At 72.7% G+C, this 16,220-nt stretch carries 16 protein-coding genes; 7 read left to right on the top strand and 9 right to left on the bottom strand.

The features are described 5' to 3' along the window. Window positions 1-9 precede the first annotated feature (9 nt). Together ABEB13_RS17065 and ABEB13_RS17070 are read left to right on the top strand one after the other, a co-directional pair. Window positions 10-675: a VanZ family protein gene (locus ABEB13_RS17065; protein ID WP_345706198.1), complete on the top strand. Its 666-nt coding sequence runs from the start codon at window positions 10-12 to the stop codon at window positions 673-675. 214 nt (window positions 676-889) lie between these two features. Further along, entirely contained in the window at window positions 890-1,072 is a 183-nt protein-coding gene (locus ABEB13_RS17070) for a PspC domain-containing protein (protein ID WP_345706199.1), read from the top strand. 59 nt (window positions 1,073-1,131) lie between these two features. Here the strand turns inward: ABEB13_RS17070 and ABEB13_RS17075 are convergent, their stop codons facing one another. The 3 genes from ABEB13_RS17075 to ABEB13_RS17085 all read right to left on the bottom strand — a co-directional run bounded on the left by ABEB13_RS17075 (window position 1,132) and on the right by ABEB13_RS17085 (window position 4,049). Next, window positions 1,132-1,584 (bottom strand): hypothetical protein, encoded by a 453-nt coding sequence (locus ABEB13_RS17075; RefSeq protein ID WP_345706200.1) that lies wholly within the window; start codon window positions 1,582-1,584, stop codon window positions 1,132-1,134. A 243-nt stretch (window positions 1,585-1,827) separates the two neighbouring features. Beyond that, a complete protein-coding gene (locus ABEB13_RS17080) occupies window positions 1,828-2,973 on the bottom strand; it encodes an adenosine deaminase (RefSeq protein ID WP_345706201.1) in 1,146 nt (381 codons plus the stop codon). Between the two features lie 119 nt (window positions 2,974-3,092). Further along, window positions 3,093-4,049, bottom strand: coding sequence for a LysR family transcriptional regulator (locus ABEB13_RS17085; protein ID WP_345706202.1), 957 nt, complete (start codon window positions 4,047-4,049; stop codon window positions 3,093-3,095). A 63-nt stretch (window positions 4,050-4,112) separates the two neighbouring features. On the opposite strand from ABEB13_RS17085, the gene ABEB13_RS17090 reads away from it, so the two are divergent. The 5 genes from ABEB13_RS17090 to ABEB13_RS17110 all read left to right on the top strand — a co-directional run bounded on the left by ABEB13_RS17090 (window position 4,113) and on the right by ABEB13_RS17110 (window position 8,646). After that, complete coding sequence (locus ABEB13_RS17090) at window positions 4,113-5,402, top strand: MFS transporter (protein WP_345706203.1); 1,290 nt, start codon at window positions 4,113-4,115, stop codon at window positions 5,400-5,402. 284 nt (window positions 5,403-5,686) lie between these two features. Further along, entirely contained in the window at window positions 5,687-6,019 is a 333-nt protein-coding gene (locus tag ABEB13_RS17095) for a hypothetical protein (protein ID WP_345706204.1), read from the top strand. Between the two features lie 197 nt (window positions 6,020-6,216). Further along, on the top strand, window positions 6,217-6,882 hold the full coding sequence (locus tag ABEB13_RS17100) for a DUF4097 family beta strand repeat-containing protein (protein ID WP_345706205.1): 666 nt from the start codon (window positions 6,217-6,219) through the stop codon (window positions 6,880-6,882). 13 nt (window positions 6,883-6,895) lie between these two features. Next, window positions 6,896-7,858, top strand: coding sequence for an ATP-binding cassette domain-containing protein (locus tag ABEB13_RS17105; protein ID WP_345706206.1), 963 nt, complete (start codon window positions 6,896-6,898; stop codon window positions 7,856-7,858). Beyond that, complete coding sequence (locus ABEB13_RS17110; protein ID WP_345706207.1) at window positions 7,855-8,646, top strand: ABC transporter permease; 792 nt, start codon at window positions 7,855-7,857, stop codon at window positions 8,644-8,646. Before ABEB13_RS17105 ends, ABEB13_RS17110 begins: the two co-directional genes overlap by 4 nt. A gap of 97 nt (window positions 8,647-8,743) precedes the next feature. On the opposite strand, the gene ABEB13_RS17115 is transcribed toward ABEB13_RS17110, so the two are convergent. The 6 genes from ABEB13_RS17115 to ABEB13_RS17140 form a co-directional block, all read right to left on the bottom strand. Beyond that, the gene (locus ABEB13_RS17115) at window positions 8,744-10,021 is read right to left on the bottom strand and encodes a thymidine phosphorylase (RefSeq protein WP_345706208.1); all 1,278 of its coding nucleotides are present in this window, start codon (window positions 10,019-10,021) and stop codon (window positions 8,744-8,746) included. Window positions 10,022-10,132: 111 nt separating this feature from the next. Further along, window positions 10,133-10,534, bottom strand: a complete 402-nt coding sequence (locus tag ABEB13_RS17120) for a cytidine deaminase (RefSeq protein ID WP_345706209.1) — start codon at window positions 10,532-10,534, stop codon at window positions 10,133-10,135. After that, on the bottom strand, window positions 10,531-11,796 hold the full coding sequence (locus ABEB13_RS17125) for an ABC transporter permease (RefSeq protein WP_345706210.1): 1,266 nt from the start codon (window positions 11,794-11,796) through the stop codon (window positions 10,531-10,533). Before ABEB13_RS17125 ends, ABEB13_RS17120 begins: the two co-directional genes overlap by 4 nt. Further along, entirely contained in the window at window positions 11,793-12,944 is a 1,152-nt protein-coding gene (locus tag ABEB13_RS17130; protein ID WP_345706211.1) for an ABC transporter permease, read from the bottom strand. Before ABEB13_RS17130 ends, ABEB13_RS17125 begins: the two co-directional genes overlap by 4 nt. After that, window positions 12,941-14,596 (bottom strand): ABC transporter ATP-binding protein, encoded by a 1,656-nt coding sequence (locus ABEB13_RS17135; RefSeq protein WP_345706212.1) that lies wholly within the window; start codon window positions 14,594-14,596, stop codon window positions 12,941-12,943. The genes ABEB13_RS17130 and ABEB13_RS17135 overlap by 4 nt, the downstream gene beginning before the upstream one ends. 293 nt (window positions 14,597-14,889) lie before the next feature. Continuing rightward, window positions 14,890-15,963, bottom strand: a complete 1,074-nt coding sequence (locus ABEB13_RS17140) for a BMP family lipoprotein (RefSeq protein WP_345706213.1) — start codon at window positions 15,961-15,963, stop codon at window positions 14,890-14,892. Between the last annotated feature and the right edge of the window lie 257 nt (window positions 15,964-16,220).

Consider the following 16,220-nt stretch of genomic DNA (forward strand, 5'->3'; position numbering starts at 1 on the left):
CATCCCGGTGTGCACCGACATGGCACCACCACCCGCACCGGTAACCAGGCCGGGGACGACCCGCAGGTCGAGAACGAGACCGGAGCGGCGCCCCCGCCGGAGACCCTCCGTCCCCTGCGGACCGCCGGGCGGCTGCTGCTCGTCGGCCATCTCGTCCTGCTCGGCTGGCTGGTGCTCCGGCCGGTGGCGGCCAGCTGGACGTACCCGGCCAACCTGACCCCGTTCGCCTCGGTCGACCGGGCACTGGCCCTCGGCGGCTTCGCCGGGCTGCGCCAGCTCGCCTCGGGCGTGCTGCCGATGGCCCCGTTCGGGGTCCTGCTGCCGGCCGCCCTCGGTCGGCTGCGGACCCCCTGGGCGGCGTCCTTCCTGCGGACGGTCGGCGGCACCGCGCTGATCGCGACCGGCTTCGAGATCCTGGAGAGCTGGACCCCGGGCCGGGTGCTGAACGTGGACGACATCCTGCTCGGCACCGTCGGCGCCGCCCTCTGCCACCTCGCCGTCCTGCCGGCCGCCCGCGCCCTGCTGCTGCGGCTCCCGCGGCGGCCGGCCGGCGCGTCGGTGCCCCGCCCGCGGACGGCGGAACGGGCCGCGGCCGGCCCCTCCGGCGCCGCCCGGCCGCTGCGGGCGACGGCGGCGGCGGCCTGGTCGCCGTCCCCCGCCTCCCGCCCGCGCTGAAGGGCGGGCCGACGGCGGGCTCCCGGCCCGGCGCCCCGGCCGCGGGTCGGGGGCGACCCCGAGGACATCCCCGAGACCGGCGTCCGTCGTCCCGGTGAGAGGTCAGGGGCACGGATCGGCCGAGCGGCTGACGCCTCCGGCCGCCGCGGCGCCCAGGATGGAGATGTGCCCGCCGGAGAGACCGGACCGGGCCACGACATCCGGGAGTCCCGTCATGAGCGCCCTTGCCCGCCCCCGCCACCACCGCGTCATCGCCGGCGTCTGCGCCGGGCTGGCCGACCGCTTCGGCCTGGAGCCGTGGACGGTCCGGATCATCTTCCTGGTCTCGTGCCTGCTCCCCGGCCCGCAGTTCCTGATCTACCTCGCGCTCTGGCTGCTGCTGCCGCAGGAGGCCTGATGCAACGGCGCAGGGCCGCCCCCGCGGGGGCGGCCCTGCGCCGTTGCCGGACGGGCGGATCAGCCGCCGATGCCCGGCAGGCCGCCGCCGGTGGCGCCGCCGAGGCCGCTGACCGTGCCGAGCACGCCGCCGACCGGGGTCTTCTCCAGGCCCTGGGCGCCCGGGACGGGCGGCAGCGCGCGGTCGGCCGCGGCAGGCGCCGTCGCCGGTGCGGCGTCGGCTGCGGAGGTGTCCGCCGCGGGGGCGGCCTGGGCCGGGGCGGCGGGCGCGGCCGGGGCGAGCTTCTCGCCGACGGCCGGGTTGAGGGTGCCGACGGCCTGGGTGACCTCGTTGCCGCCGGGGACCTTCTGCACGGCGCCGGGGACGGCACTGGTCAGCCCGGGGTTGGTGAGGGCGCTGGTCGGGAGCCCGAGACCGCCCGGCGCAGCGGCGGAGGCGGTGCCCGCGGCAGCTGCGGCGATCGCGACCCCCAGTGCGGCGGTGCTTGCGGCCTTCAGGGTTGCCTGCTTCATGCGTTGTCCTCAGAGTCGTCGTCGGTGCCCGTGCCCGGGCGCCCAGCGGGCGCCCCCGCCATCACACCGGGTCAGCATTGACTGGCACACCGTAGTGACAACGTCGCATGCGGATCAACGGAGCGTCACTCACAGGACTGAATAGTCGGACGATCACAGCAGAGCGGGCCGGGGCCCCGGCGACGGCCCCGGCCCGCCCTGCGACTCGCATCGCCAACAGCCGGGGGCCGTCGGCGACTTGGGTCATGCGCCGGCGAACAGCCACTCCGCCTTGAGCTCGGCGTAGCCGGGCTTGATGACGTCGTTGATCATGGCGAGGCGCTCGTCGAAGGGCAGGAACGCCGACTTCATGGCGTTCACGGTGAACCACTCCATGTCGCCCAGGGTGTAGCCGAAGGCCTCCACCAGGTGCCCGAACTCGCGGCTCATGTCGGTGCCGCTCATCAGCCGGTTGTCGGTGTTGACGGTGACCCGGAACTTGAGCCGGCTGAGCAGCCCGATGGGGTGCTCGCCGTACGAGTCGGCGGCGCCGGTCTGCAGGTTGGAGGTGGGGCACATCTCCAGCGGGATCCGCTTGTCCCGGACGTACGCGGCGAGCCGGCCGAGCCGGACGGTGCCGTCCTCGTTCACGGTGATGTCGTCGACGATCCGGACGCCGTGGCCGAGCCGGTCGGCGCCGCAGCACTGCAGGGCCTCCCAGATGGAGGGCAGGCCGAAGGCCTCACCGGCGTGGATGGTGAAGTGGTTGTTCTCGCCCTTGAGGTAGTCGAAGGCGGCCTGGTGCCGGGTGGGCGGGTGGCCCGCCTCGGCGCCCGCGATGTCGAAGCCGACCACGCCCTGGTCGCGGAAGCGGTTGGCCAGCTCGGCGATCTCGGTGGAACGGGCGGCGTGCCGCATGGCGGTGAGCAGGGTGCCGACCCGGATCCGGTGGCCGGCCGCGCGGGCGTTGGCCTCGCCGAGCCGGAAGCCCTCGTTGACGGCCTCGACGACCTCGTCCAGGGTGAGGCCGGCCTCCAGGTGCTGCTCGGGGGCGTAGCGCACCTCGGCGTACACGACGCCGTCGGCGGCCAGGTCCTCGGCGCAGTCGGCGGCGACCTTCACCAGCGCCGCACGGGTCTGCATGACGGCGCAGGTGTGGGCGAAGGTCTCCAGGTACCGCACCAGGGAGCCGGAGTCGGCGGCCTCGCGGAACCACTGGCCGAGCTTGGCCGGGTCGGTGGTGGGGAGACCCTCGTACCCGCAGGCGGCGGCGAGTTCGACGATGGTCTCGGGACGCAGCCCGCCGTCCAGGTGGTCGTGCAGGAGCACCTTCGGGGCACGGGCGATCTGGTCGGCGGTGGGGATGCGGGGGCCTGTGGTGCCCGCGGTGGCGGGGATCTGCTTCTCCATTGCGGGAGTGTAGCTCCTACGCGCGTAGATTCCTACTGCTTCCGATCCCCGCGTGTCGCTGCGCACCGGCGGCCCGCGCGCGGTGACCGGCTTCCCGGGTGCCCGCCCGGCGACCGGTCTCAGTGGCCGCCCAGCAGCCGCCCGCGGCGGGACAGCACGAAGTCGCGGAAGGCCTCCGCCGGCGGGGTCAGCGGCCGCCCCGTCACCCAGGCCAGCCCGATCGCCCGGCGGGTGCGCGGCGCCGTCACCTCCAGCTCCACCACACCCGGCCGGGTCACCAGCGCGGGCGGCAGCAGCGCCACCCCCAGCCCGGCCGCGACCAGCCCGCGCAGCGTCTCCGCCTCCTCCCCCTCGAAGGCGATCCGCGGCACGAACCCGGCCTCCGCGCAGAACCCGTCGGTGATCTGGCGCAGCCCGTAGCCCTCCTCCACCGCCACGAACGGTTCCTCGGCCACCTCGGCGAGCCGGATCCGGCGGCGGGCGGCCAGCCGGTGGTCGGCCGGGACGGCCAGGTGGAGGCGCTGCTCGTCCAGCGGACGGGCGGTCAGCTCGGGCGAGTCCGGCAGCGGCGAGACCAGGCACAGGTCCAGTTCGCCGGCCCGCAGCCGCACCAGCATCGCCGCCACGTAGTCCTGCACCAGCTGGAAGCGGACCCGCGGATGCGTGTCCCGAAAGCCCCGGAGCAGCTCCGGCACCGCCTCCGTCCCCAGGGTGTGCAGGAAGCCGAACGCCACCCGGCCGGCCGCCGGATCCGCCTCGGCCCGGACGGCCTCGGCGCCCCGCTCCAGCTCCGCCAGCGCCCGCTCCACCGACCCGAGCAGCAGCCGCCCGGCCCGGGTCAGCCGGACGGCCCGGCCCTGACGGGCCAGCAGGTCCACCCCGAGCTCGGCCTCCAGCCTCGCCACCGCGCGGGACAGCGTCGGCTGCGGCATCCCGAGCGACTGCGCGGCCCGGGTGACGTGCTCCAGCCGGGCGACCGCGGCGAACTGGGCGAGCTGCGGTGTGAGGCGGACCACGGCCGCCTCCGGATCGAGCTCGGCGAGCCGGATCGGCTGCGAGCTGCTGTCATGCGCCATGGCATGGATTCTCCATGAATCATGCATTGGACGCATCAGCCGGCGGCGGCCTACGTTCGGTGCATGCCGCCTGCCAGTACCGGGGCATCCGCAGCCACGCTGCCGGGTGCCCTCACCCCGCCGTCCCCGACCGCCGCCGCGACCGACACCCGCCACCGCCCCGGGGACCGCGCCTTCCGGCGCGCCAACCTCGCGCTCTTCGCCGCCGGTGTGGCCACCTTTGTCCTGCTGTACTCCACCCAGGGCCTGCTGCCGATCCTCTCGGCCGACCTGGAACTGACGCCCGGCCAGGCCAGTTGGACGGCCTCGGCGGCCACCCTCGGGCTCGCCCTCGCCCTGCTGCCGGCCAGCGCACTCTCCGACCGGTACGGGCGGACGGCGGTGATGACCGCCTCCACGCTGACCGCGGCCCTGCTCGCGCTCGCCCTCCCGTTCGCCCCCGACCTCACCACCCTGGTGGTGCTCCGGGTCGTCCAGGGCGCGGCGCTCGCCGGACTGCCCGCCACCGCGATGGCCTACCTCGCCGAGGAGGTCCACCCGAGCGCACTGGCCTCCGCGATGGGCCTGTACGTGGCCGGCAACTCGATCGGCGGGATGAGCGGCCGGCTGGTCTCCGGCTGGGCCGCCGCCGCCTGGGGCTGGCGCTGGGGCCTGGCGACCTCGGCCGCGCTCGCCCTGCTGTCCGTGCTCGCGTTCCGGCTGCTGATCCCGGCCGCCCGGAACTTCACCCCCGCGCCGGTGGACGCCCGGGCGCTCGCCCGCACCGTCACCACCCACCTGCGCAACCCGCTGCTGCTGCGCCTCTACGCCCTCGGACTGCTGTTCATGGCGGTGTTCGGCGCGGTCTACAACACAGTCGGCTACCGGCTCACCGCGGCGCCCTTCGACCTGCCGCAGTCCGTCGCCGCGTCGATCTTCGTGGTCTACCTGGTCGGCACCGCCTCCTCCGCCTCCGCGGGGCGGCTGGCCGCCCGGCTCGGCCGGCGCGGTGCGCTCTACACCGCGATCGGCGTCACCACCGCCGGGCTGCTGCTCTCGCTGGCCGGATCGCTGGTCGCCGCGCTGCTCGGCCTGGTGCTGATCACCGCCGGGTTCTTCGCGGGCCATGCCACCGCCTCGTCCTCGGTCGGCCGCACCGCCACCCACGGCCGGGCCCAGGCCTCGGCGCTCTACCTGATCGCCTACTACCTGGGGAACAGTCTGGGCGGCACGGTCGGCGCGGACGCCTACCACGCGTCGGGCTGGTCCGGGGCGGCCGCCGTGGGACTCACCGCGATGGCCCTGGCCGGCGGCGTCACCCTCTACGCCACCCGGCAGGCGGTGGTGCGGCGGCGCGGCCTCGCCGCCCGCTGACCGGCCGTCACGCGCACGGTCGCGGAACCGCCGCGGAAACCTGACACTCCCTGTCGGGTTTCCGCGGCAGGCTGCGCTCCGAACGGACCGCCCACGACCTCGGAGCGCACCGTGGCCACCTTCGTCCTCGTCCCCGGCGCCCTCACGGCGGCCGGTGGTTCGAGCCGCTCGCCCGCGCCCTGCGGGCGCACGGACACCGGCCGCACGCCCTGCCCCTCACCGGCCTCGGCGGGCGCCACCGCGAGGCGGCCGGCCAGGTCAACCTGGACACCCCCACCGAGGACGTGCTCGCCGTCCTGGAGCTGCACCGCGGCGAGGACGCCGTCCTGGTCGGCCTGCACCCGGCGCCGGACGCGCGGACGACCCCGCAGCCGATCGGCACCCTGCTCCAGCGGATCCGGCCGTCCGGCGCGGGCGGCGCCGTCATCCCTCGGACATACGTCCACGCGGCCGGCTTCGAGGGCTCCCCGTTCCTGCCCACCCACCGGCGGCTGTCCGCCGACCCCGCCTGGACGGTGCACACGCTCCCGGTCGGCCACGACCTGATGCGCGAGGCCCCCGACGAGCTGCTGAGGATCAGCCTGGCGGCGGCACCCGCGGCCCACCGCCGCGGCTGAGCGCCGCCTTGGCGTTCACTCTCATCCATTGCAACGAACGCGGCCGATTGCCGTTGCATTGAATGCAGAACCATTGCAATGAATATCCCGCTTTTACGTGCAGTGATAGGGATTTGGCGCAACAAGGCCATTGAAGGATCCATGAATGCAACGTAGCGTTTCTGGTGTCAGAAACAACGCGCAGACAGGATCCCCCCATGCAGACGTTCGCCACCCCCGCCCCGATCTCCGCCGTCCTGGAGGTCGCCGCCGGACGCATCCGGGTCATCGCCGCCGACCGGGCCGACACCACCGTCGAGATCCTTCCCGCCGACCCCGCCAGGAGCCGCGACGTGAAGGCGGCCGAGCGGACGACGGTCGAGTTCGCCGACGGCGTTCTGCGGATCCGCACCGCCGGCCCCGGGAACCAGTACCTCGGCCCCTCCGGATCCCTGGAAGTCACCGTCCGACTGCCCGCCGGCTCCCGCGTCGAGGCCACCACCGGCAGCTGCGAGCTGCGCAGCGCCGGACGCCTCGGTGACGTCGCCTTCGAAGGCGCGTACCGGCGGATCGAGATCGAGGAAGCCGCGAGCCTGCGCCTGACCGCCGTCGACGGCGACGTCGAGGTCGGCCGGCTGGGCGGCCCCGCAGAGATCAGCACCGCGCGGGGCAGCATCCGGATCGCCGAGGCCACCCGCGGACGGGTCGAACTCCGCACCCGGGCGGGCGACGTGACGGTCGGGGCCGCCCGCGGCGTCTCCGCCGCCCTGGACGCCCGCACCGGCCACGGCCGGGTCGACAACGCCCTCAAGAACGACGGCAGCACCGAACTCGACATCCACGCCACCACCGGCCAGGGCGACATCACCGCCCGCAGCCTCTAGAGGAGCCCCCACCGTGACGAACCTGGCCATCGCAGCGAACGGGCTGCGCAAGTCCTACGGCGACAAGGTCGTGCTCGACGGCATCGACCTGGCCGTCCCCGCCGGCACGATCTTCTCCCTGCTCGGCCCGAACGGCGCCGGCAAGACCACCGTGGTGAAGATCCTCTCCACCCTCGTCTCCGCCGGGCCGGGCACCGGCGACATCCGCATCGACGGCCACGACCTGGCCGCCGACCCGCAGGCGGTGCGCGCCGCGATCGGCGTCACCGGCCAGTTCTCCGCCGTCGACGGCCTGATCACCGGCGAGGAGAACATGCTCCTCATGGCGGACCTGCACCACCTCTCCCGCAGCGAGGGGCGGCGCACCGCCGCCGCCCTGCTGGAGCGCTTCGACCTGGTGGAGGCCGCGCGGCAGCCCGCCTCCACCTACTCAGGCGGCATGAAGCGCCGCCTGGACATCGCCATGACGCTGGTCGGCAGTCCGCGGGTGATCTTCCTCGACGAGCCGACCACCGGCCTCGACCCGCGCTCCCGGCACACCATGTGGCAGATCATCCGCGAGCTCGTCTCCGACGGCGTGACCGTCTTCCTCACCACCCAGTACCTGGAGGAGGCCGACGAACTCGCCGACCGGATCGCCGTGCTCCACGACGGCAGGATCGCCGCCCAGGGCACCGCCCAGGAGCTGAAGCGGCTCGTCCCCGGCGGTCACGTGCGCCTTCGCTTCGCCGACCCGGCCGCGCACCGGGACGCCGCCCTCGCCCTGCCCGGAGTCGGCCGGGACGACGAGGCCCTGACGCTGCAGATCCCCAGCGACGGCAGCCAGCGCGATCTGCGCTCCGTCCTCGACCGGCTCGACGCGGCCGGCATCGAGGCGGACGAGCTGACCGTCCACACCCCCGACCTCGACGACGTGTTCTTCGCCCTGACCGGCGGCACCGCCATCCCCCACCAGCCCAGGAAGGCCGTCCGATGAGCGCCCTCTCCCTCGCCGTCCGCGACTCGTCCACGATGCTGCGCCGCAATCTCCTGCACGCGCGGCGCTATCCGTCCCTCACCCTGAACCTGCTGCTCACGCCGATCATGCTGCTGCTGCTCTTCGTCTACATCTTCGGCGACACGATGAGCGCGGGCATCGGCGGCGGCACTCCGGACCGCGCCGCCTACATCGCGTACGTCGTCCCGGGCCTGCTGCTGATGACCATCGGCAGCACCGTGGTCGGGACGGCGGTGTCCGTCTCCAACGACATGACCGAGGGCATCATCGCCCGCTTCCGCACGATGGCGATCCACCGCCCCTCGGTGCTCGTCGGGCACGTCGTCGGCAGCGTGCTGCAGTCGGTCATGAGCGTCGTCCTGGTGGGCGCCGTCGCCGTGGCCATCGGCTTCCGCTCCACCGGCGCGACCGCCCTGGAGTGGCTGGCGGCGTTCGGGCTGCTCGTGCTCTTCGCCCTGGCGTTCACCTGGATCGCCGTCGGCATGGGCCTGGTCAGCCCCAACGCCGAGGCCGCGAGCAACAACGCGATGCCGCTGATCCTGCTGCCGCTGCTCTCCAGCGCCTTCACCCCCGTCCACTCGATGCCCGGGTGGTTCCAGCCGGTCGCCGAGTACCAGCCGTTCACGCCCGCCATCGAGACCCTGCGCGGCCTGCTGCTCGGCAGCGGGATCGGCCACAACGGGTGGCTCGCCGTCGCCTGGTGCGTCGGCCTCACGGTGCTCGGCTACTTCTGGTCGACCTCGACGTTCGACCGCGACCCGAAGTAGCGGCCATGAGCCGAGCACCTCGTCCCGCCCCGGGGCGGCGTCCACCGACACCCGTCGGTGCACGCCGCCCCGCCGGCGTTCCGGGCTCCCGCGCGCGTCAGGCGATCCGGTCGAGGACGATCGGGTTCGGGGTGAACGCGGTGCCCTCGGGGGCGACGGTGATGCCGCCCGCCAGCGCCTCGATCGCGTAGTCGTAACGCTCGGGGGTGTCGGTGTGCAGGGTCAGCAGCGGCTGGCCGGCCACCACCGTGTCGCCCGGCTTGGCGTGCATCTCGACGCCGGCGCCGGCCTGCACCGGGTCCTCCTTGCGGGCCCGGCCGGCACCGAGGCGCCAGGCGCAGACGCCGACGGCGTACGCGTCGAGGCCGGTGAGCACGCCGGAGGCCGGGGCGGTGACGACGTGCTGCTCGCGGGCGACGGGCAGCGGCGCGTCCACGTCGCCGCCCTGGGCGGCGATCATGCGGCGCCAGTGGTCCATCGCGGAACCGTCGCGCAGCGCGTCGGCCGGGTCCTTGCCCTGCACGCCCGCGGCGTCGAGCATCTCGCGGGCCAGCGCGAGGGTCAGCTCGACGACGTCGGCGGGGCCGCCGCCGGCGAGCACCTCGATCGACTCGCGGACCTCCAGCGCGTTGCCGGCGGTGAGGCCGAGCGGGGTGGACATGTCGGTGAGCAGGGCGACGGTGTTGACGCCGGCCGCCTTGCCGAGGCCGACCATCGTCCGGGCCAGCTCCTGGGCGTCGGCGAGGTTCTTCATGAAGGCGCCGGAGCCGACCTTCACGTCCAGCACGAGCGCGCCGGTACCCTCGGCGATCTTCTTGGACATGATCGAGGAGGCGATCAGCGGGATCGCCTCGACGGTGCCGGTGACGTCGCGCAGCGCGTACAACTTCTTGTCGGCGGGGGCGAGGCCGTCGCCGGCGGCGCAGATGACCGCGCCGGTGTCGCGCAGGGTCTGCATCATCTCCTCGTTGGAGATCAGCGCACGCCAGCCGGGGATGGACTCCAGCTTGTCCAGGGTGCCGCCGGTGTGGCCGAGGCCGCGGCCGGAGAGCTGCGGGACGGCGGCGCCGCAGGCGGCGACCAGCGGGGCGAGCGGCAGGGTGATCTTGTCGCCGACGCCGCCGGTGGAGTGCTTGTCGGAGGTGGGCACGCCCAGCGCGGAGAAGTCCATCCGGACGCCGGAGCGGATCATCGCGTCCGTCCAGCGGCTGATCTCGCGCAGGTTCATGCCGTTGAGCAGGATCGCCATCGCCAGCGCGGACATCTGCTCGTCGGCGACCTCGCCCCGGGTGTAGGCGTCGATCACCCAGTCGATCTGACCGTCGGTCAGCTCTCCGCGGTCACGCTTGGTCCTGATGACGGAGGGGGCGTCCATGGGATCTCCAAGAGGTGCTCTGGTGCTTCGGGGGCAGGAAAGCGAAGAGTGCCGCGGCAGGCCCCGCCCGGGGCCCTCCGCGACACTCTACGCGCGTAACAAGAGGAGCTGCTAGAGACGCTCCGGCCCGAAGGCATCGGGCAGGACCTCGTCCATGGTCTTCACCCCGGAGGGCAGGTCGACCAGCAGCTCGGGCCCGCCGTGCTCGTACAGCAGCTGGCGGCAGCGGCCGCACGGCATCAGCAGCGCGCCCGCGCCGTCCACACAGGTGAACGCGGTGAGCCGGCCGCCGCCGGTGGCGTACAGCGCGGAGACCAGGCCGCACTCGGCACACAGACCGAGCCCGTACGAGGCGTTCTCCACGTTGCAGCCGCTGACCACCCGGCCGTCGTCGACCAGGGCCGCCGCACCGACCGGGTACTTGCTGTACGGCGCGTACGCGCGGGACATCGCCTCGCGGGCCGCGGACCGCAGGGCCTCCCAGTCCGGTGCCGGCGCCGGAGCCGTCGTCACTTGCCCTGGCCCTTGCGGTAGATCTGGCCGTCCGCCTTCGGCGGCCGCAGGCGCTGCGACGCCAGGGCGAGCACCACGAGGGTGATCACGTACGGCGTGGCGACGATGAGCGGGCGCTCCACCGCGTCGGTGGTGGCGTACCAGAGGCCGAGCAGGCCGCCGACCACCAGGCTGATGACCGCGGTGGTGTACTTGCGGCGGTAGCCGTGCCACATGGCCAGCAGGCCCATGATCACCGCGACGGTGAGCAGCAGCACGTGCACCGAGTCGGCGTCCCGCAGCTGGAGGCTGTCGGTGAAGCCGAACAGGCCGGAGCCGACCGCCAGGCCGCCGGGCATCCAGTTGCCGAAGATCATCGCGGCGAGGCCGATGAAGCCGCGTCCCTGGGTCTGGCCGTCCTTGTAGAAGTGCGCCGCGACCAGCGACAGGTACGCGCCGCCGAGGCCGGCGAACGCGCCCGAGGCGATGACCGCGATGTACTTGTACTTGTAGACGTTGACGCCCAGCGACTCGGCGGCCGTCGGGTTCTCGCCGCAGGAGCGCAGCCGCAGGCCGAAGACCGTCCGCCAGAGCAGGAAGTAGCTGGCCACGATCAGCACCGCGGCGAGCACGATGACCACCGACAGGTTGGTGACCACGCCGCCGACGATGCCCGCCAGGTCGGAGACCAGGAACCAGTGGTGCTTCTCGACGCTCGCCAGCCACGGTGACAGGCCCGGCACGGTGATCAGCGGCAGCGAGTCGGCCGGCGGCGACTGGTTGGCACCGGCGCCGTCCGCCACGTAGTCCTTGTAGTAGATCTTGTTGACGTACGCGCAGATGCCCGGGATCAGCAGGTTGACACCGACACCGGAGACGATGTGGTCGACGCCGAAGGTCACGGTCACCAGGGCGTGCAGCAGGCCGCCGAGGGCGCCGCCCGCCATGCCGGCCACCAGGCCGAACCACGGGTTGACCAGGAAGCCGCCCCAGGCGCCGCAGAAGGTGCCGGCGACCATCATGCCTTCGAGGCCGATGTTGACCACGCCGGACCGCTCGGCCCAGAGGCCGCCGAGACCGGCCATCGCGATCGGGACGGCGGAGCCGAGGGCCGCGGCGATCTGGCCCGAGGAGGTCAGACCGTGGTTGCCGGTGCCCGCGCCGACCGCGGAGAACAGCACCAGGGCGCCCGCGATCAGCAGGAGCAGGACGGGCAGCGAGATCCTGCCCTTCTTGGCCGGCGACGCCGGCGTCTTCGGCTTGGCGGTGACAGCGGTGCTCATGCCGAGACCTCCTTCTTGGCGGCCGCGGCGGCCTGGGCGGCGAGTTCGGCGCCGACCTTCTGCTGCTGGCGCTTGAGGCCGTAGCGGCGGACCAGCTCGTAGGCGACGACGACGCAGATGACGATGGTGCCCTGCATGACCTGGACGATCTCCTGCGGGAAGTCGCCCTGGAGCGGCAGCTGGGTGCCGGCGACGTCCAGGAAGGCGAACAGCAGCGCCGAGAAGGCGATGCCGATCGGCGTGTTCCGGCCGAGCAGGGCGACCGAGATGCCGATGAAGCCGAGACCGGGCTGGATGTTCTGGCCGAAGTAGTACGAGCTCTGGGTGAGCTCGGGCAGGCCGATCAGACCGGCGATGGCGCCGGAGACCACCATGGTGGTGATCACCATCTTCTTGACGTTCACGCCGGAGGCGGTGGCGGCGGTCTCCGAGCGGCCGGAGGCGCGCAGGTCGAAGCCGAACCGGGTGCGGCTCAGGGTGAACTGGAAGAGCACGCCGACCAGGACGGCGACGAAGATGAAGCCCCAGAGCGTGCCGCCGGCCGTCTCGATCGAGAAGAAGTGGCTGGACTGCGAGATGGGGTCGGTCTGGATGCTGTTGCTGGTGCCGCTCTTCTCCGGGGCGAACCGGCCCGGGATGAGCAGCAGGCCGACCACCGCGGTGGCGATGGCGTTCAGCATGATGGTCGAGATGACCTCGCTGACGCCGCGGTAGACCTTGAGCAGACCGGCGATCGACGCCCAGAGGCCGCCGACCAGCATCGCGGTGACGAGCAGCAGCGGGATCTGGAGGACCGCCGGGAGGTCGACCTGGCTGCCGACGTACGCCGCGAACAGCACGCCGAGCTTGTACTGGCCGTCGACGCCGATGTTGAACAGGTTCATCCGGAAGCCGAAGGCGGCGGCCGCGGCGGCCAGGTAGTACACGGTGGCCCGGTTGAGGGTCAGCACCTGGCCGTCGGAGGCCGTCCCGTACGTGAACATCACGCGGAAGGCCTCGAACGGGTTCTTGCCCGAGACGGCCAGCAGCACGGAGCAGATCACCACGGACAGCAGGACGGCCAGCACCGGCGCGGCCAGCGCCAGCAGGATCCGCTCGGGGTCGAAGCGCTTGGCGCGCTTCGCCGGGGTGGATGTGGAACTCGTCATGGGTTACTCCCCGCCTGCGTGTCGTCGTCGGCGGACTCGGCCGGTTCGGCGGGCCCGTCGGACGCGGCGGTCTCGTCGGTGTCGGCGGTACCGGGGGCCTCGGTGGCGGCGTCGGCCTCGGCGGACTCGGTCCCCTCGGCGGCGACCGCCCGCTCCTCGGCGACGGCCTCGGGCTCGGACTCGATGTGGCCGGCAGCCGCACCGGTCATGGCGGTGCCGAGGTCCTCGGCGGTGACGGTGGCCGGGTCGGCGTCGGCCACCAGGCGGCCGCGGTAGATCACCCGGATGGTGTCCGAGAGGCCGATCAGCTCGTCCAGGTCGGCCGAGATCAGCAGGACGGCCAGGCCCTCGCGCTGGGCGGAGCGGATCTGCTCCCAGATCTGCGCCTGGGCACCGACGTCCACGCCCCGGGTGGGGTGCGCCGCGATCAGCAGCTTGGGCCGGTGGCTCATCTCGCGGCCGATGATCAGCTTCTGCTGGTTGCCGCCGGAGAGCGAGGCCGCGGTGACCTCGATGCCGGGGGTGCGGACGTCGTACTCCTCGACGATCCGCTCGGTGTCCTTGCGGGCGCCGGCCGGGTCGAGCAGGAAGCCCTTGGAGTTCGGTGCCTCGCTGACGTGGCCGAGGATCCGGTTCTCCCAGAGCGGCGCCTCCAGCAGCAGGCCGTGCCGGTGCCGGTCCTCGGGGATGTAGCCGATGCCGGCCTCGCGGCGGGCCCGGGTGGCGACGGCGGTGAGGTCCCGGCCGTCCAGGGTCACGGAGCCGGCGTCCAGCGGCAGCATGCCCATGATGGCCTCGACGAGCTCGGCCTGGCCGTTGCCCTCGACGCCGGCGATGCCGAGGATCTCGCCCTTGCGGATCCGCAGCGAGATGTCGTCCAGGACGACGCGCTCGATGCCCTCGGCGTCGGGCTTGGCGATCCGCAGGCCGTCGGCGCGGAGCATCTCCGTCTCGGTGACGGTGGACTCGCGGCTCTCCGGGGAGGGCAGCTCGGCGCCGACCATCATCTCGGCGAGCTGGCGGGCGGTGACGCTCTTCGGGTCGGCGTCGCCGACCGTGGTGCCGCGGCGGATGACGCTGATCGCGTCGGCGACGGCGAGCACCTCGTGCAGCTTGTGCGAGATGAAGATGACAGTGACGCCCTCGGACTTCAGCTCCCGCAGGTTGGCGAAGAGCGCGTCCACCTCCTGGGGCACCAGGACGGCGGTGGGCTCGTCCAGGATCAGGATCCGCGCACCGCGGTAGAGCACCTTGAGGATCTCGACGCGCTGGCGGTCGGCGACGCCCAGGTCCTCGACCAGCACGTCGGGCCGCACGCCCAGGCCGTACTGGTCGGAGATCTCCTTGATCTTGGCCCGCGCCTTGCCCCCTATCCCGTGGAGCTTCTCGCCGCCGAGGACGACGTTCTCCCAGACCGTGAGGTTGTCGGCCAGCATGAAGTGCTGGTGGACCATGCCGATGCCGCGGGCGATGGCGTCGGCCGGGGTGTTGAACTCGGCCTGCTCCCCGTCGATGGCGATGGTGCCCTCGTCCGGCTTCTGCATGCCGTAGAGGATCTTCATCAGGGTGGACTTGCCGGCGCCGTTCTCGCCCATGAGGGCGTGCACGGTGCCGCGTCGCACGGTGATGTCGATGTCGTGGTTGGCCACCACGCCGGGGAAGCGCTTGGTGATTCCGCGCAGTTCGACGGCCGGTGTCGCCGTCCCCGCGCTGGGGGTGCCGCCCGTGTGGAGGGCGGGATCGGAACCGGTGATGGCGATCTCCTGTGGTCGTCGTGCGCGCCGTTGCGCCGGAGTGCCGGGATCGGGCTCGTGCCGCGATCGGGAGGGGTGAACAGGAGGGGCCCGGTGGGGCGCGTCTTTGCGCGCCCCGCCGGGCCCCTCCGATGTCGGTCGTGAAGCCCTGCTCACCGCCCGGCAGGTGGGCGGTGCTCAGTGTCGCAGGATCAGCCCTGCGGGGCGGTCGGGACCTTGGTGGCGCCGGAGGTGATGGCCGTGGTGGCCTGGTCGATCTTCGGCTGGATGTCCTTCAGGAAGCCGCCGCTGGTGGCGAGCTGGACACCGCCCGACTTGAGGTCGAAGTTCTTGACGCCGGTCAGCGGGTTGCCGTCCTTCGCCGCCTTGATGTAGTTGAACACCGCGACGTTCACGTTCTTCACCATGGAGGTGAGGATGTGGTCGGCGTACTTCTTCAGGGCGGGCTGCTGCGCCTGGTCGGAGTCGACGCCGATGGCCCACTTGTTGCCAGGGGCGGTGGCGACGGCCTCGATGGCGCCGTTGCCGGAGGAGCCGGCGGCGGAGTAGATGACGTCCGCGCCCTTGTCCAGCTGACCCTGGGCGGCTTCCTTGCCCTTGCCCGGGTCGTTGAAGCCGCTGAAGTCCGGCGGGGTGGTGAGGTAGGTGGTCTCGACGACGATGTTCGGGTCGACCGACTTGGCGCCCGCCTTGTAACCGGCCTCGAACTTCTTGATCAGCTCGGACTGCACACCGCCGATGAAGCCGATGTGGTGGGCCTTGCTCTTGGAGGCGGCGGCAACGCCGGCGAGGTACGAGCCCTCCTGCTCCGAGAAGGTCAGCGAGGTGACGTTCGACGGCTGGGTGTCGGAAGCCGAGTCGATGATCGCGAACTTGACGTTCGGGTTCTCCTTGGCGACCTTCTCGACCGCGCTCTGGTAGACGAAGCCGACCGCGATGACCGGGTTGTAGCCGGCGGTCACCAGCGACTTGAGGCGGGTCTCCTTGTCGGCCTCGGCCTCGCCGGTCTTGGCCTCGGCCTCGTTGACCTGGACGCCCAGCTCGCTCTTGGCCTGGTCGAGACCGCGGGCGGCGGAGTCGTTGAACGACTGGTCGCCGCGGCCGCCGATGTCGTAGGCCATACCGACCTTGAGGCCGGAGGCGGCGGCGCCGGAGGAGCCGGAGGAGGCGGTGTTGTCGGTGCTCTTTGCGCCGCAAGCGGCGAGCGAGGCCATGCCCAGGGAACCCGAGAGCACAACCGCGGCGAGCTTCAGTGAACGGCGCAAGGGAGTATCTCCTTCTCACACACCCGTTTGGCGTGGTCGAGCGCCACCGTAACGCGCGTAGAACACGGTTGTGTTACGGGCTGCGGGGGCATTCGGGTTGTTATCAAAATGTGGTCATTCGCCCGGACGAACCCGGACAGACCGCCATCTATGTTCAACCCGCTGTCACTACCGGGTGGTATTTCGGACCACCAGGGTACGTCGGCCGGACGTGGACGCGCCGAAGCCGCGCCCGACCGGCGGCCGGGCACGGCTCC

It is taken from the genome of Kitasatospora paranensis (assembly GCF_039544005.1).
In the GTDB taxonomy this organism is placed as follows: Bacteria; Actinomycetota; Actinomycetes; order Streptomycetales; family Streptomycetaceae; genus Kitasatospora; species Kitasatospora paranensis.

What these genes read in the sequence shown, in the direction of transcription:
- ABEB13_RS17070 (WP_345706199.1), top strand. Translation starts at nt 890, where the DNA reads ATGAGCGCCCTTGCCCGCCCCCGCCACCACCGCGTCATCGCCGGCGTC.
- ABEB13_RS17075 (WP_345706200.1), bottom strand. Translation starts at nt 1,584, where the DNA reads ATGAAGCAGGCAACCCTGAAGGCCGCAAGCACCGCCGCACTGGGGGTC.
- ABEB13_RS17080 (WP_345706201.1), bottom strand. Translation starts at nt 2,973, where the DNA reads ATGGAGAAGCAGATCCCCGCCACCGCGGGCACCACAGGCCCCCGCATC.
- ABEB13_RS17085 (WP_345706202.1), bottom strand. Translation starts at nt 4,049, where the DNA reads ATGGCGCATGACAGCAGCTCGCAGCCGATCCGGCTCGCCGAGCTCGAT.
- ABEB13_RS17090 (WP_345706203.1), top strand. Translation starts at nt 4,113, where the DNA reads ATGCCGCCTGCCAGTACCGGGGCATCCGCAGCCACGCTGCCGGGTGCC.
- ABEB13_RS17100 (WP_345706205.1), top strand. Translation starts at nt 6,217, where the DNA reads ATGCAGACGTTCGCCACCCCCGCCCCGATCTCCGCCGTCCTGGAGGTC.
- ABEB13_RS17110 (WP_345706207.1), top strand. Translation starts at nt 7,855, where the DNA reads ATGAGCGCCCTCTCCCTCGCCGTCCGCGACTCGTCCACGATGCTGCGC.
- ABEB13_RS17115 (WP_345706208.1), bottom strand. Translation starts at nt 10,021, where the DNA reads ATGGACGCCCCCTCCGTCATCAGGACCAAGCGTGACCGCGGAGAGCTG.
- ABEB13_RS17125 (WP_345706210.1), bottom strand. Translation starts at nt 11,796, where the DNA reads ATGAGCACCGCTGTCACCGCCAAGCCGAAGACGCCGGCGTCGCCGGCC.
- ABEB13_RS17130 (WP_345706211.1), bottom strand. Translation starts at nt 12,944, where the DNA reads ATGACGAGTTCCACATCCACCCCGGCGAAGCGCGCCAAGCGCTTCGAC.